Here is a 14,807-nt window from a genome sequence, read left to right as displayed (position 1 = left end):
CTTGCACTCCTACGCGGTTTTCCTCATCGAGTTCGGCGCCATCATCCTCGGACTCGGTCTGCTCGGCCGGTTCGCGGGCCGCTTCCAGTTCTCCCCCATCCCCCTGTACCTGCTGGCCGGGCTCGCCTTCGGCGAGGGCGGGCTGCTGCCGCTGGGCGCCAGCGAGGACTTCGTGGCGATCGGCGCCGAGATCGGCGTCATCCTGCTGCTGCTCATGCTCGGCCTGGAGTACACGGCCAGCGACCTGGTCTCGAACCTCAAGACCCAGTACCCGGCCGGGCTCGTCGACTTCACGTTCAACGCGCTGCCGGGCGCCGTCATGGCGCTGCTGCTCGGCTGGGGCGGCGTCGCCGCCGTGGTGCTGGCCGGCGTCACCTGGATCTCCTCCTCCGGCGTCATCGCCAAGGTCCTCGGCGACCTCGGCCGGCTCGGCAACCGCGAGACGCCGGTGATCCTCAGCGTGCTGGTCCTGGAGGACCTGGCGATGGCGGTGTACCTGCCGATCGTCACCGCGCTGGTCGCCGGCGTCGGCATCGCGCAGGGCAGCCTCACCCTGGCCATCGCGCTGGGCGTGGCCGGTGCGGTGCTGTTCATCGCCGTCCGCTACGGGCGGCTGATCTCCCGCTTCGTCTCCAGCGACGACCCCGAGAAGCTGCTGCTGGTCGTCCTCGGCCTGACGCTGCTGGTCGCCGGTCTGGCGCAGCAGCTCCAGGTGTCGGCGGCGGTGGGCGCGTTCCTGGTGGGCATCGCCCTGTCGGGCGAGGTCGCCGAGGGCGCGCACAACCTGCTCAGTCCGCTGCGGGACCTCTTCGCCGCGGTGTTCTTCGTCTTCTTCGGGCTGCACACCGACCCCGAGTCGATCCCGCCGGTGATCCTGCCGGCGCTGGCGCTGGCGGTCGTCACGGCGCTGACGAAGATCGCGACGGGCTACTGGGCGGCGAAACGCGCCGAGATCTCGGTGAAGGGCCGCTGGCGGGCGGGCGGCACGCTGGTCGCGCGCGGCGAGTTCTCCATCGTCATCGCGGGGATCGCGGTCACCGCGGGCGTGGAGCCGGACCTGGGGCCGCTGGCGACGGCGTACGTGCTGGTGCTGGTGATCGTCGGACCGCTGGCGGCGCGGTACACCGAGCCGATCGCGCTGCGGGTGACGGAGTGGCGGGCGGCACGGCAGGCCGAGCGGCAGGCACCGCCGCCGCCGGACGGCGGGGGCGCCGCGGGGCCGGCCGGGGACGGTGCCGGGAACGGGCCCGGTGACACGGGCGCGGAGAAGGCCGCCGGGACCGGCACCGGGGCGGGAGCGGGCCCGGAGGCGGACGCGGAGGCGGACGCCGGTACGGACGGTACGGACACGTGCGCGGAGGCGGAGGCGGCGGAGGTGCCGCGGCTGCCGGCTCAGCGGGGCGGGACGGCACCGGCGGAGGACGAGCGTTCGCCCGGCAGCGGCGGCATGTAGCGCAGCAGGACGAGCGCGGAGTCGTCGTCGAGTTCCCCGCCGCTCCAGGCGCGCATGTCGGTGTTGAGCGCGGCGAGCACGGCCGCGGGCGGGTCACCGGCGGGGCCGGGGCAGGCGGCGTAGCGCGGGACCAGCGGGTAGAACCGGCCGGCGGCGTCGCGGGCCTCCAGTGCGCCGTCGGTGACCAGGAGCAGTTCGTCGCCGGGGGCGAGGACCAGTTCGGTGGTCCGCGCCGGGGCGCCGGGGGCCGGGGCGGCGAGGGGGTCGATCGCGGGGTCGGTGGCGGGGACGACACCGGAGTCGTGGCCGGCGCGCGGCTCCGGGCCGTCCTCCGGTGCGGTGGCCCGCAGCAGGCCGAGGCCCAGCGGCGGGTGGGCGGCGACGGGGGCCTCGCGCACCTCGCCGGCGACGTTGCGCACCAGCGGCGGGGGATGCCCGTACGACAGGAGGGTGCAGCGGCCCCCGGTGGTGACCTCCACCAGCAGCACGGTGACGAAGTCCTCGGGCCCCGCCTCGCGCAGCACGCTGTGCTCCATCCGGCGGGCGATCAGCGGCAGATCCCGCTCGTCGTGCGCGACGGCCCGGAAGACGCCGAGCGCCCCGCCGCTGATGCGTACGGCGGGCAGCCCCTTGCCGCGTACGTCGCCGATCACCGCCCGCAGACCGGAGCCGGCGTCCACGACGTCGTACAGGTCGCCGCCGACCTGCGCGTCGCGCGAGGCGGACGCGTAGCTGGCGGCGACGTCGAAGGGCCCGACGCGGCCGGGCGGCACCGGCAGCAGCGCCCGCTGCACCACGTCCGCGATCCGCTGCGCCCGGGCGAGCCGCGTCTCGCGGTCGACGCGCACGGTCTGGACGACGAGCCCGAGCGCGGTGGCGCCGATGACGGCGATGTACCGGGCGAAGAACTGGGCGGTGTAGATGTCGTTGTTGTACCAGCTCAGCAGGCCGGCCAGCACCAGCCCGAGGGCCCCGGCGGCGACGACGGCGGCCCGCCTGCCGTTCACCGCGACGAGCACGGGGATGACGGAGAAAAGCGCCCCGAGCGACTGCCCGTCGGTGGTCACCAGGTCCGCGAGCGTGATGACGACGAAGAGCGTCGCCACAAACCACCGGGACGAGACGAACGCGGCGACGTGCATCCCACCAGCATGCGCGGCGCGGGCCCCGGCACCGAGGCGGCCCGCCGACGCGGTACCCCCTGCGGGGGGCGCGGCGGGGCCCCGGGCCCCCGGCGGGCGGACCGACCGCGGGCCGGACGGTGCGGCGACCGCGGGGCGGGGCGTCGAGCCGCGGGGACCGGAGGCCCGCCGGCCGCGGTTCCGGGACGGGCCGCGCCCCCGGCGCGGCGGGGGTCCTCAGGCCCCCGCGGACCTCCCACCCACGGGTCGCGCGGCGTGGTGCCCAGGGACAGGTGACGCGGGACAGATGACGTCCGGCCGCGGCGGCCGAAGGCAGGCCAGCCTCCGTTTCGAGGCGGGCCGTGCCCCCCGGCGCCCTCCCACCGTCGGGTGGGGCGGCGGGGTTCTCGGGCGCCCGGCGGGCCTTCGACAGCCGGTCGGGCGGTGTGAGACCACGGGACAGGCGGCGCGGGGCGGGTTGCGTCGGGGCGCGAGGGCCGAAGGACGGCCGCCTCTCCGGGGCGGGCCGAGTCACCGGCGCCCCCGGCGCCCTCCCCCCGCCGGTGGGGCGGCGTGGTTCTCGGGCCCTCGGCGGGCCTCCGGCCGCCGGGCGGGCGGGTGGCGAACGCGGGGCGGGGGGCTTCGGGCTGCGGTGGTCGGAGGCAGCCGTCTTGCCGAGGCGGGCCCGGTTCCGGCGCGGCGGCGGCCCTCCTTCGACGGTGGGGCGGTGGGCAGGTGGCGGCGTGCGAGGGCCGGCCGGGCGGCCGGCCGCGTACGCACCGGGTGCCGCGGGGCCGGCGCCGGGTCCGCGGCGGGGCCCCGCCGCCCGGGCGTTGGCGGCCGTGCCGGGCGGCGGGGTGCCTGGGCCGGTGTCAGGCGGACGGGTGCGGGGTGCCGGCGACCAGGTGCAGGCGCGTGCCGGTGAAGCGGGCGCGCATGCGGCGGTCGTGGGTGACCACGACCAGCGCGCCCGCGTAGTCGGCGAGCGCCTGCTCCAGGTCCTCGACGAGCGCGGGCGACAGGTGGTTCGTCGGCTCGTCGAGCAGCAGCAGGTCGACCGGCTCGGCGATCAGCCGGGCGAGGTCGATGCGGCGGCGCTGCCCGTACGACAGCTCACCCGCGCGCAGCCCCAGGTCCGCCGGGCGGAACAGGCCGTACGACAGCAGTTGTGCGGCGTGCTCGTCCGGCGTGCCGGGGCGGCCGGCGGCGAACGCGCGCAGCACGGTGACGCCCGGCGGCCACGCGGTCTCCTCCTGCCGCAGGTGCCCCACCCTGCCCGGCACCCGCACCGCCCCGGAGTCGGGCCGCAGCTCGCCGGCGAGAACCCGCACGAGGGTCGTCTTCCCCGCGCCGTTGGGCCCGGTGACGAGCAGCCGCTCGGCGCCCCCGAGCCGCAGCGACGGCACCCGGAGCCGGTCCCCGACGACGACGTCCGCCAGCTCCGCGGCGGCGGGCGGGCCGGTTCCATCCGACGGCACCCCCGTCGCCGCGTCGTCCCGCCGGCCGGCAGCCGCCGCACTGCCCGGCGGGGGGCCACCCGGCTCTCCCCCGGCCGCGCCGCCCGCACCGGCCACCGGCCCCGCCTCCAGGCGGGCGCGGAACACCAGCGGCTGCGGCGGTGGCGGGACCGGGTTCGCCGTCAGGCGGGTCACGCGCTCCTTCGCGTTGCGGATGCGGCTCATCGCCCCGTGGCCGCGGCTGCGGGTACGGAACGCGCCGTGGCCGAAGACCGCCAGCGGCTGCGACCGCGGGATCGCCGCCAGGCGCGTCGCGCCGGCCTCCGCGAGGCGTCGGCTGCGGGTCAGTTCCGCGCGCCACTCCTCGTACGCGCGCAGGTGCCGGGCGCGCTCCGCCGCCTTGGCGGCGAGGTAGCCCTCGTAGCCGTCGCCGTGGCGGGTGACCCGGCCGGCGTCGACCTCCAGGACCGTCGTCGTCAGCCGCTCCAGGAACAGCCGGTCGTGGGTGACGGCGACGACCGTGCCGCGGTGTGCCCGCAGGTGGTCCTCCAGCCAGCCGACCGCCCGGTCGTCCAGGTCGTTGGTCGGCTCGTCGAGCAGCAGCACCTCCGGCCGGGCCGCCAGCGTCGCCGCCAGGGCGAGGCGGGAGCGTTCGCCGCCCGAGAGCGTGCCCAGGCGGCGGTCGCGGGCCAGGCCGGGCAGCCCGAGGCCGGCGAGGGCGGCATCGACGCGGGTGTCCGCGCGGTAGCCGTCGCGGGTCTCGTACTCCTCGACGAGCCTGCCGTACGCGGCCAGCGCGGCGTCGAGCGGCGCGCCCGGCGCCGCCGCGGCGAGACCCGACTCGGCCCGCCGCAGCGCCGCTTCGAGCGCGCGGAGTTCGGCGAGCGCCGTGTCGACGGCGTCCTGGACGGTGGCCCGCGGCGGCAGGTCGAGGCTCTGCGGCAGGTAGCCGAGGCCGCCGGGGGTGGCGAGGGTCGCCCCGCCCGCGTCCGGGCGGACCCGGCCGGCGAGCAGCCCCAGCAGCGTGGACTTGCCGGAGCCGTTGTCCCCGATGACGCCGGCCTTCTCGCCGGGCCGGACGGTGAGCGTCACGTCGGCGAGGACGGTGCGCTCGCCGTAGCGCTTGGTGACGGTGTGGAGGGAGAGTTGTGCGGTGGTCAAGGTGGGTGCCCCTGTTCCCGGCCGAGGCCGCTGGCGACGGATCGAGGTCGGGTCCGTACGCGGGGACGTGCCGCCGGTGCCGCGAGGCAGGGCGGGCGGGACGGGACTCGCGCACGGACGGGCGCGACGGCGGCGGAGCGTGGCTCTACGCGGTCGTGCGCCCGGCGGTGATCACAGCGTTCCCATGCCGTCAACGTACGCGATCCCGCCCCGCCGTGGCAACGTCGTTCTCGGCGGCGCCAGGAGCCCCGTGCCCTAGTAAAGTTCACGGCCAGGATGCGATGCCGCTCCGGTGTCCGGCGGAACCGCCGGGGGCCGGAGCGGCATCCGTATGGGTGGCCGCCTCGTGGCGTCCGGCCGTGGGGCCGGGCGGCGGCGGAGGCAGGGGTGGGGAGACATGGCGTACGGAAGACGTATGCGCCGCCGGGGTGTTCCCGCGGCGTTATTCGCGGTGCTGCTCGCGGGCGGTACGGCGTGCGACAGCGGCGGGGAGCCGGAGGGGAAGGCGAGCCCGGACGCGAGCAGGAGCGCGGGCACGAAGGGCGACGCGGCGCCGACGCCGGCACCGACGCCCGAGGCGGACCCCGACAAGGTCCCGCGCACCGCGGCGCAGGCGCGGCGGCTGATCGAGGACGTCATCATCGAGCCGGAGCAGTTCGGCGCCGACACGGTACGGGCGACGCCGTACGAGAGCGATCCGGCGCGCTGGACGGTGCTGGCCGAGGACTGCGCGTGGCGCACGGAGGAGCTGCCGGACGACGTGCTGGCCACGCTCACCCGCTACTTCGAGATACCCGCGAAGGACGGCGCGGAGCCGGTCGAGCTGTCCGCCACCGTCACCGTGCACCGGACGACGCTGGACGCGGCGTGGGAGCAGGCGCGGATGCTGGAGGAGGCCGTCGGCTGCCCGGAGCAGACGCTGCGGGCGGGTGAGCGGCTGACCGGACTGACGTCGATGGCGCTTGCGCGCGGCGAGGGCGCCAACGAGACGAGCGACGACTCGCTGTCGGAGCGCGGCGAGTGCGTCAGCGACGGCAAGGGCGGGCCGTACCCGTACTCGTGGGACCAGTCGACGTTCGGCCCTGTGGTCGTCGGCGTGTCCGTCTGCGCCGGGGCGAAGGCCCCCGAAGGGGACGTCACCGGCATCAGCGTCGAGCCGCTGGTGACGATGATGCAGCGGGCCCAGGGCGCGGTCGGCAGCGAGGACGGGGACGAGGGCGGCGCAGGCGGCGAGGACGCGGGCGGCTCCGCGGATGCCGGCGGCTCCGCGGGCGTGAAGGAGGGCGAGTGATGGAGCGGTTGCTGCCCTCCGACCCCGCGCACCTGGGCGGGAACCGGCTGCTGGGCCGGCTGGGCGCCGGCGGCATGGGCGTGGTCTACCTCGCCCGCACCAGGGCCGGTGCCCCGGCCGCGGTGAAGGTCATCCAGCCCGAGTACGCGGAACAGCCCGAGTTCCGGGCCCGCTTCCGCCGCGAGGCGGCGTCCGCCCGCCGGGTCGACAGCCCGTGGGTGGTGCCCGTGCTCGACGCCGACACCGAGGCCGCGGCGCCGTGGCTGGCGACGGCGTTCGTGCCGGGCCCGTCGCTGGCCGAGGCGGTCACCGAGTGCGGCCCGCTGCCGGACCACGGCGTACGGGTCCTGGGCAAGGTGCTCGCACGCGCCGTTGCCGCCGTGCACGACGCCGGCCTGGTCCACCGCGACCTCAAGCCCGGCAACGTGCTGCTCGCGCTCGACGGCCCGCGCCTCATCGACTTCGGCATCGCCCGGCCCACCGCGGGCGGGGAGACGGAGCTGACGGCGGACAGCATGGTCGTCGGCACCCCCGGCTTCCTCTCCCCCGAGCAGGCGCGGGCCGAGCAGGTCGGGCAGGCGAGCGACGTGTTCTCGCTGGGGTGCGTGCTGGCGTACGCGGCCACCGGCCGGCCGCCGTTCGGCACCGGCGCCGCGGACGCGCTGCTGTACCGCACGGTGCACGACGAGCCGGATCTCGACGGCATCGCGGACGAGGGGCTGCGCGCGCTGCTCGTCCGGTGCCTGGCCAAGGAGCCCGAAGCGCGGCCCTCCGCGGCCGGGCTGGACACCGGTCTGGTGGCGGACGCGCCGGAAGGCGACATCGACTGGCTGCCGGACGCGGTGGTACGGATGGTCGCCGAGCGGTCCGCGGAGATGCTGCAACTGCCCGGCGTCGAGCCCACCGTGGTCTCCGGTCCGCCCGCCGGGGACGACGGGGACGCGGACACCGCCGGGTCGGCCGGCGGCGCGGACACCACCGTGGCCGCGGGCGCCGGCGGGCCGGGCGGTCCCGGCCGCCGCCGGGTGCTCGCGCTGACCGGCGGCGCCGTGCTCCTCGCCGCGGGCGGCGGAGCCGCGCTGTGGGCGGCGCTGCGCGACGACGACGATCCGGCGGCGAAGGCGAGCGGCCCGCGCCGTACCATCGGGCTGCACGCGGACCTGACGGGGCCTCAGAAAGCGGCCGGCGTGGCCCAGGAGCGGGCCGCCCGGCTGGCGGTGGCGCAGTTCAACGCCCGCAAGAACAAGCCGTTCACGCTGGAGCTGGCCGTCGCCGACGACCGCGGCGACCCCGCGCGGGCGCTGACCGCCGCCCGGCGGCTGATCGGCGACGGCGACGTGCTCGCCGTCATCGGCCCCACCGGCTACACCTCCGCCCAGGCCACGCTCGACGCCTACGACGGCGCGGGGATGCCGCTGCTGACGGTCTCGGAGGGGTCGTTCAGCGCCGCGCAGACGGCGCTGGCCGGGACGCCGAAGACGTACTTCCACACCACCGTCCTCAGTGTCCGGGCCGCTTTCACCACCGTGTTCACGATGCTGGGGCAGGGCTCGGGGAACGTCGGCCTGCTGGCCGACCGGGCGGGTGCGATCCGCGGCTTCGAGCACAGCAGCATCGCGCACAACGGCGCCGCCGGAGCGGAGCTGGAGCTGTACCTGCGCGTCGTGCCCGCCGCCGCCGGGGCCGATGCCCTCGCGCCGGTGGTGGCGGACATGCTCGACCACGGCATCGACGGCTTCTACTACACCGGCACGCCCGAGCGCGCCGCGGCCGTCGCGCGCGAGCTGGCGAAGCGGGACTTCGACGGGCCGCGGTTCCTCGACGAGCCCGCGGCCGACGGCGCGTTCACGGCCGCGGCGGCCGACGCGGCCGAGGGCTGGCAGACGCTGACCCCGTACGTCGGCGCGGACGCCGACGCCGTACGGGACTTCACCGCCGCGTACCGCAAGCGGTTCGGCGAGGCGCCGGGGCCGTGGGCGGCGGAGGCGTACGACGTCACGCGGCTGATCGCCGACCGGCTGACCGCCCTCGGGGGCAAGGGCGGGCGCCGGCCCACGCGCAAGGCGCTGGCCGCGTCGCTCACCGCGGCCAGCTACAAGGGGCTGACGACCACGTACAGCTTCGACGACGAGAACCGCGAGGTCGAGCAGGGGAAGATCCACCACTACCGCGTCGAGGGCGGCCGGTTCGGCTACGTCGGCACGGTGGGGCTCCCCGGCTCCTGACGGGAGGGGCGGACGATGCGTGCGCTGCGCACGGACGACCCGGACGAGCTGGGCGGGCACAGGCTGCTCGCCCGGCTCGGCGCGGGCGGCATGGGCGTGGTCTACCTGGCGCGTACCGGCGACGGCACGCTGGTGGCGCTGAAGGTCATCCGGCCGGAACATGCGGCGGACCCGGCCTTTCGCGCCCGGTTCCGGCGCGAGGTGCGGCTGGCGACGGGGCTGACGGGCCGCTGGGTGGTGCCGGTGACCGCGGCCGACACCGAGGCCCGGGCGCCGTGGCTGGCCACGGTGTTCGTGCCGGGCCCCGCGCTGGCGGAGGCGGTGGACGGGTACGGGCCGCTGCCCGCGTACGCCGTCGCCGCGCTCGGCGTGCGGCTGGCCGAGGCGCTCGCGGAGGTGCACGCGACGGGGCTGGTGCACCGGGACGTCAAGCCGGGCAACGTGCTGCTGGCCCTCGACGGCCCGCGCCTGATCGACTTCGGCATCGCGCACGACTCCGGCGCGACGGCGCTGACGGCGCCGGACGCGGTGATCGGGACGCCCGGCTACCTGGCGCCGGAGCAGGTCAGGGCGGGCGGCCGGGCGGGGCCGGCGAGCGACGTGTTCGCGCTGGGCTGCGTGCTGGCGTACGCGGCCACGGGGCGCCGCCCGTACGGCACCGGCAACCCGGCCGCGGTGCTGTACCGCACCGTCCACGAGGCCCCGGACCTGGCGGGGCTGGAGCGGCTGCCGCGGGAGCTGCGGGCGGCCGTGACGGACTGCCTGGCGAAGGACCCGGACGACCGGCCCACGGCGGCGGAGCTGGCGACCGCCCTGGCTCTGGAGCCGCCCGCCGCCGCGACCGGGGAGACGGCTCGGGAGGCAGCCGGGGAGACGGCCGCCGCGCCGGCGGCGGGCCCCGTGGACCCGCGGGTCCCGGCGCCCCCGCCGCCGGACGAGGCCACCCGCATGCTGCGGGACGACCCGGCCGAGGAGGCCGAGGAGGCCGAGGAGACCGAGGAGGCCGAGGAGACGCTGCCCTATCTGGCGGCCGAGGCCGCCGCACACGCCGCCGGGGAGCCGCCCAGGGATCCGCGCGACTGGCTGCCCTCCCCCGTGCTGCGGCTCGTCGCCGAGCGGTCCGCGCGCGCGCTCGACCCGCCGCCGCGGCAGACCGTACTCGCCGACGCCCGGCCGCCCGAAGCGGTGGAGACGACCGCGGCGCCCGCGAACGGCGGGGGCGCGCCCACCCGCCGCCGTTTCCTCGTCGTCGGCGGTTCCGCAGCCGCCGCGCTGGCCGCCTCGGGCGCCGGGGCCGCCGCGCTCTTCGCCACGCGCGGGGGCTCCGGCGGCAGCGGCGGCGGCGCTTCGCGGAACCTGCCCACCCACGTCATCGCGCTGCACGCGACCCTGACGGGCGACCGGAAGGCGGCCGGCATCGCCCAGGAGCGCGGCGCCCGGATCGCCGTGGCCCGGCACAACTCCCGCGACGACGCCCGCTTCCGGCTCTCCCTGGTCCCGTACGACGACGGCGGCGAGGCCGGCCGGGCGCGGGACGTGGCGCGCCGGGTGCTCGGCGAGCGCGGCGTACGCGCGGTGATCGGCCCGACCACGGTCGCCACCCTGCGCGAGGCGGTCGCGCGGTACGGGGAGGAGTCGATGGCCGCCGTGAACGTGTCGGTCGACACGGACGAGGCCGACGTGAACAGGCTCTCCGCCCCGTCGCTCGTCGGCACCCGGCTGACGGGCGCGTACCAGGCGCATCCGATCCTCGACTACCTGACCCGGGTGCACGGCGTGGTGCGTACCGCCGTCGTGGACGACCGGGCCGCGGGCGACGGGGCCCGGGGCGTCGTGACGAGCCTGCGCGAGGCGCCGCCCGGGGAGGGCGAGGTGACGTTCCACCAGGTGGCGGCCGAGGCCGGGTTCGACTCCGCGGTCGCCGAGGCGCTGGCGGAGCGGCCGCAGGCCCTGGTCTTCGCGGGCGACTCCCCGGCGCGCGCGGCGGCGTGTGCACGCGCCCTCGCCGCGGCGGGCTTCAACGGGCCGCGGACGTCGTTCGAGCCGATGATGCGGTCGGCGTTCCTGCGCGAGGCGGGGGCGGCGGGCGAGGGGTGGGTGTTCGGCGCGCAGTACACGGCGGCGGAGCAGGCGAAGTCGAAGGCGGCCCGCGCCTTCACGGCCGCGTACCGCGAGCGGTACGACGAGCCGCCGCCCCGCTGGTCCGCGGAGGCGTACGACGCGGTGGGCCTGATCGCCGCCGCGCTGGAAGCGCTGGGCGGCGGTGCGGAGATCGTGCCGGGCCAGGTCGCGGAGCGGATGGTGGAGCTGAGCCACGCGGGCGTCGCCAAGCCGCTGCGCTTCACCCGGGATCTGACGCACACGCTGGAGCCGGACAGGGCGGCGTTCCTGTACGAGGCCCGGGACGGTGCGTTCCGCTTCCTCGGCCGTCACGACCAGGTCAAGTGATCATTCGAAACTTTCGAATCAGATGAGTCACGCATTGGATCTCCCCAACGTGTGACCAGCAGGCCCGCGTTCTACTTTCCTCCCACACAACGGCTTGAGCTGCAAGGAAACTTGCCGAAGCGGATGTCACTCCACAGCAATGTTTCGGAATCACCGTCGAAACTGTTGACACCCCCCTCCGGCGGTTCAACACTGGCGCACAACCCGTTCGGCGCCACCCTGGCCCGCCGGCAGGCCCACCCGCCTGCCGTCACGAGGAGGAAGAATGAACACGAACGGCACCCCCCACGGCATGAGCCGCCGCCAGTTCGTCGGCCGTGCCGGCGCAGTCACCCTCGGCGCGTCCGCGGCGACGCTCCTGCCCGCCGGAGCCGCACACGCGCAGACCATCACGACCAACCAGACCGGCACCCACAACGGGTACTACTACTCGTTCTGGACCGACGCGCAGAACACGGTCTCGATGACGCTGGGCGGCGGCGGCAACTACAGCACCTCGTGGCGCAACACCGGCAACTTCGTCTGCGGCAAGGGCTGGAGCAACGGCAGCCGCCGCAACGTCGGCTACTCCGGCAGCTTCAGTCCGTCCGGCAACGGCTACCTCTGCCTCTACGGCTGGACCTCGAACCCGCTCGTCGAGTACTACATCGTCGACAGCTACGGCAACTACCGGCCCACCGGCGAGAACAGGGGCTCGGTGAGCAGCGACGGCGTCACGTACGACATCTACCACACGATGCGCTACAACGCCCCGTCCGTCGAAGGCACCCGCACCTTCCCGCAGTTCTGGAGCGTCAACAGGTCCAGGCGGGTCGGCGGCACGATCAACACCGGCACGCACTTCGACGCCTGGTCCCGGGCCGGGATGCAGCTCGGCGACTTCCGCTACTACATGATCATGGCCACCGAGGGCTACCAGAGCAGCGGCAGCTCCAACATCAACGTCGGCTGACGGCCCGGTAGGGGCCGACCCGTCGCGGGGGGGGTCCTCGCAGGTGGGGAAAAGGCCGCGGGACCGGCCCGCACCGGGCCGGTCCCGCGGTCGTCTCGCCTACGCCGTCACTCCTTGATGCGCTCGCGGATCCAGACGCCGGCCTCCTTCAGCACGCCGGTGCCCGTCCACGCTCCCCCGTTGCAGGTGCCTTCCTTGAACACCGCGCCCGAGCGGTGGTCGTCGGAGAAGTTCCAGTTGGTCCAGGAGATGCCCTTCTCCTCCATGAGGTCCAGGTACCGCTGCGACATGGCGAAGTCGTTCGCGCCCTCGCCCGCGTAGTTCTGGGTGCCGAACTCGGTGACGAACACCGGGAGTTCGTCGGCGGCGCGGGAGAGCGTCTGGAGGTACTCGTCCCCGTGCGAGGCGGCGTAGAAGTGGAAGGTGTACATGATGTTGTCGGCGTCGACCGGGTTGTCGATCACCTCGCGCTCGTCGGACCCGTCCGAGACGCCGAAGGACGACCAGGCGCGGGTGCCGACGAGGACGACGCCGTCGGGGTCGTGCTGCCGGATGACGGGGATGATCTCCTCGGCGTACGACTTGACCGCTCCCCAGCCGACGCCGTTGGGCTCGTTGGCGATCTCGTAGAAGACGTTGGGCTGGTCGGCGTACCTGGTCGCCATGTCGGTGAAGAACCGCTTGGCGAGGCCGGTGTTGGCGTTGGGGTCGCCGGGGCTGAGCATGTGCCAGTCGATGACGGCATACATGCCGCGCTCTATCGCCTGGTCGACGACGCGCTGCGCGAGGGCGGTGAAGCCCTCGGGGTCGGTCTCGTAGCCGCCTTCCTGGACGTACGTGGACACGCGCAGCACGTCCGCCTCCCAGTCCTGCGCCAGCGCGTCGAGGGAGCCGTCGGTGAGGCACTGCTCGTACCACTGGGTGCCGTGCGAGCTCATGCCGTTCAACTGGACGGCCTGGCCCTGCTGGTTGCAGAGCGTCGTGTCGCAGACCGCCAGCCGGCCGTTCTCGGCGACGGGTGAGCCTTCCGGGGCGGCGGCGCGGGCGTCGCGCCCGGTCGCGCCGGAGCCCTCGTCGGCTCCGGCGCTGAGCTGGGGGGTGAGGGCGAGCAGCAGCGCGGCGGTGGCGACGCTGGCGGAACCGAGCAGGAAGGGCTTGGTCCTTCGCATGGGGGGTCTCCAGTTGGTGGGGGTCTGCCGTCCCATCCGGAGCGCAGATGGGCGTGGCCGGAAAGCTAAGGTCCTTTCCGCACGCCGTCAAGACTGAAAGGAAACTTTCCTAACCACGCTTCGCAGACGGGTCGTCGACCGATCTACAGCACGAGGTAGAAGACGAGCGCCAGCGGCGCGACGACCGCGATGGTCAGCGCGATGATCCAGGCCGTGACGCCGAAAGTGCGGTCGTTGTCCACGCGGGCCTCCCTGGTGCAGCCGAAAGCTCGGCCGAGAGGGGGGCGACGCCAGTATGCGCCGGATTGCGCGGGTCGTGGGGCGTTTTGCCCGAGCACACCGGCGACGGGCCGGGGGCGAATGGCCGCGAGAACCGCAACGTGCTTGCATAATCGTCGGCATCGAACTGGAGGGGAACGCCAGTGCCACCCGACGGATGTCCGCGGTGCTTCGCACCGCTCAAGGAGGACGGCAGGCCGAGTTGTGCGTGTGCGGCGGACGCGGCGCAGGAATCGGACACGCCGACGACCGGCGAGCGCAGCGAGCCTCGGCTGATCAGACCGTACGTCATGCGGGCGGCCGGAGCCGGCGGCGAGAAGGACGCGGAGGACGCCGAGGGCGGGAGCGAACAGGCGCCCGGGACGGCGCTGTTGCCGGTCCCCCGCGCCGCGTATCTGCCGCAGGTGGTGCGGAGCGGCACGGTCGCGCGCGTCGAGACGGTCGCGGAAACCGACCGAGCCGGCCAAGCCGAAGCAGCCGATGAAGCGCAAGAAGCCGACGAGGCCGCTACGAGGCCCGTGCCGGCCCTGGCCGGGGCCGCCGCCGGTGGCGGGCGGCGGGTACGCCCCACGGGGTTGCTGCTCGCGGGCGGCGGTGCGGCGGCGGTGCTCGCCGGGCTGATCGTCACCGCGGGGCTGCTGACCGGCGGTTCGGAGTCGGACGACGCCGGCCGCGGCCCGGCCGGGGTCAGCGCGGCCCCGTCCGGCGGCGGCGAGGCGGACGGCGGCCCGCTCGGCGGCGACGACGAGGACGGGGCACCGGCGGACGGCGGGGGCACGGGCCCCGACGACCGCGCGGGCCGCGACCGCGGGGGCGACGGCTACGCACCTCCGGACGGCCGCCGGGCCGCCGACGACGGCCGGGCCGGCGACCTCGCGCCGGGCCGCGCGAACGGGCAGATCGGGTCGATCGACCCCACGGCCCCGCCCGCCGGCGGGACGCCGGACTCCCCGCCGTCCTCCTCCCCCACCGACAACGCCCCCGCCCCCAGCGGCCCGCCGGTGCTCGGCCCCGGCGACTCCGGCGCCGAGGTGACCGAGCTTCAGCGCCGGCTGCGCCAGGTCGGGCTCGGTCTGCTCCAGCCCGCGGACGGCACGTACGACGAGGGCGTACGCGCCAGCGTGCGCACCTTCCAGTCCGTCAACGGCCTGGACGAGGACGAGCGCGGCGTCTACGGCCCGCAGACCCGGCGCGAGTTGGAGTCGCGCACGGACGAGCCCTGAGCCCCGGCCCCGCCGGTTCGCCGGCACC

The 14,807-nt window shown here is 75.9% G+C and carries 9 protein-coding genes; 6 read left to right on the top strand and 3 right to left on the bottom strand.

Going from position 1 to position 14,807, the window contains the following annotated elements; all coding sequences use genetic code 11:
• Position 1 precedes the first annotated feature (1 nt).
• The gene (locus tag QBL21_RS13980; RefSeq protein WP_407562491.1) at positions 2-1,453 is read left to right on the top strand and encodes a cation:proton antiporter; all 1,452 of its coding nucleotides are present in this window, start codon (positions 2-4) and stop codon (positions 1,451-1,453) included.
• On the opposite strand, the gene QBL21_RS13975 is transcribed toward QBL21_RS13980, so the two are convergent.
• Entirely contained in the window at positions 1,393-2,595 is a 1,203-nt protein-coding gene (locus QBL21_RS13975; protein WP_407562490.1) for a PP2C family protein-serine/threonine phosphatase, read from the bottom strand. The genes QBL21_RS13980 and QBL21_RS13975 overlap by 61 nt on opposite strands.
• 851 nt (positions 2,596-3,446) lie before the next feature.
• Complete coding sequence (locus QBL21_RS13970; protein ID WP_407562489.1) at positions 3,447-5,192, bottom strand: ABC-F family ATP-binding cassette domain-containing protein; 1,746 nt, start codon at positions 5,190-5,192, stop codon at positions 3,447-3,449.
• 397 nt (positions 5,193-5,589) lie between these two features.
• Between QBL21_RS13970 and QBL21_RS13965 the strand changes: the two genes are divergently transcribed.
• The 4 genes from QBL21_RS13965 to QBL21_RS13950 all read left to right on the top strand — a co-directional run bounded on the left by QBL21_RS13965 (position 5,590) and on the right by QBL21_RS13950 (position 12,108).
• A complete protein-coding gene (locus tag QBL21_RS13965; RefSeq protein WP_407562488.1) occupies positions 5,590-6,483 on the top strand; it encodes a hypothetical protein in 894 nt (297 codons plus the stop codon).
• Positions 6,483-8,708, top strand: coding sequence for a bifunctional serine/threonine-protein kinase/ABC transporter substrate-binding protein (locus QBL21_RS13960; protein ID WP_407562487.1), 2,226 nt, complete (start codon positions 6,483-6,485; stop codon positions 8,706-8,708). Before QBL21_RS13965 ends, QBL21_RS13960 begins: the two co-directional genes overlap by 1 nt.
• A 15-nt stretch (positions 8,709-8,723) precedes the next feature.
• Positions 8,724-11,156, top strand: coding sequence for a bifunctional serine/threonine-protein kinase/ABC transporter substrate-binding protein (locus QBL21_RS13955; RefSeq protein WP_407562486.1), 2,433 nt, complete (start codon positions 8,724-8,726; stop codon positions 11,154-11,156).
• A gap of 265 nt (positions 11,157-11,421) precedes the next feature.
• Positions 11,422-12,108 carry a glycoside hydrolase family 11 protein gene (locus tag QBL21_RS13950; protein WP_407562485.1) on the top strand — a complete coding sequence of 229 codons (687 nt, stop codon included), beginning with the start codon at positions 11,422-11,424 and terminating at the stop codon, positions 12,106-12,108.
• A gap of 107 nt (positions 12,109-12,215) precedes the next feature.
• On the opposite strand, the gene QBL21_RS13945 is transcribed toward QBL21_RS13950, so the two are convergent.
• Positions 12,216-13,277, bottom strand: coding sequence for a glycoside hydrolase family 5 protein (locus QBL21_RS13945; RefSeq protein WP_407562484.1), 1,062 nt, complete (start codon positions 13,275-13,277; stop codon positions 12,216-12,218).
• 569 nt (positions 13,278-13,846) lie between these two features.
• Between QBL21_RS13945 and QBL21_RS13940 the strand changes: the two genes are divergently transcribed.
• Positions 13,847-14,779, top strand: coding sequence for a peptidoglycan-binding protein (locus QBL21_RS13940; RefSeq protein ID WP_407562483.1), 933 nt, complete (start codon positions 13,847-13,849; stop codon positions 14,777-14,779).
• Positions 14,780-14,807 lie beyond the last annotated feature (28 nt).

The organism is Streptomyces sp. 184 (assembly GCF_045781775.1).
Taxonomy (GTDB): Bacteria; Actinomycetota; Actinomycetes; order Streptomycetales; family Streptomycetaceae; genus Streptomyces.
Note: the sequence above shows the minus strand (reverse complement) of the source record. Positions and strands in the feature narration are given on the sequence as shown.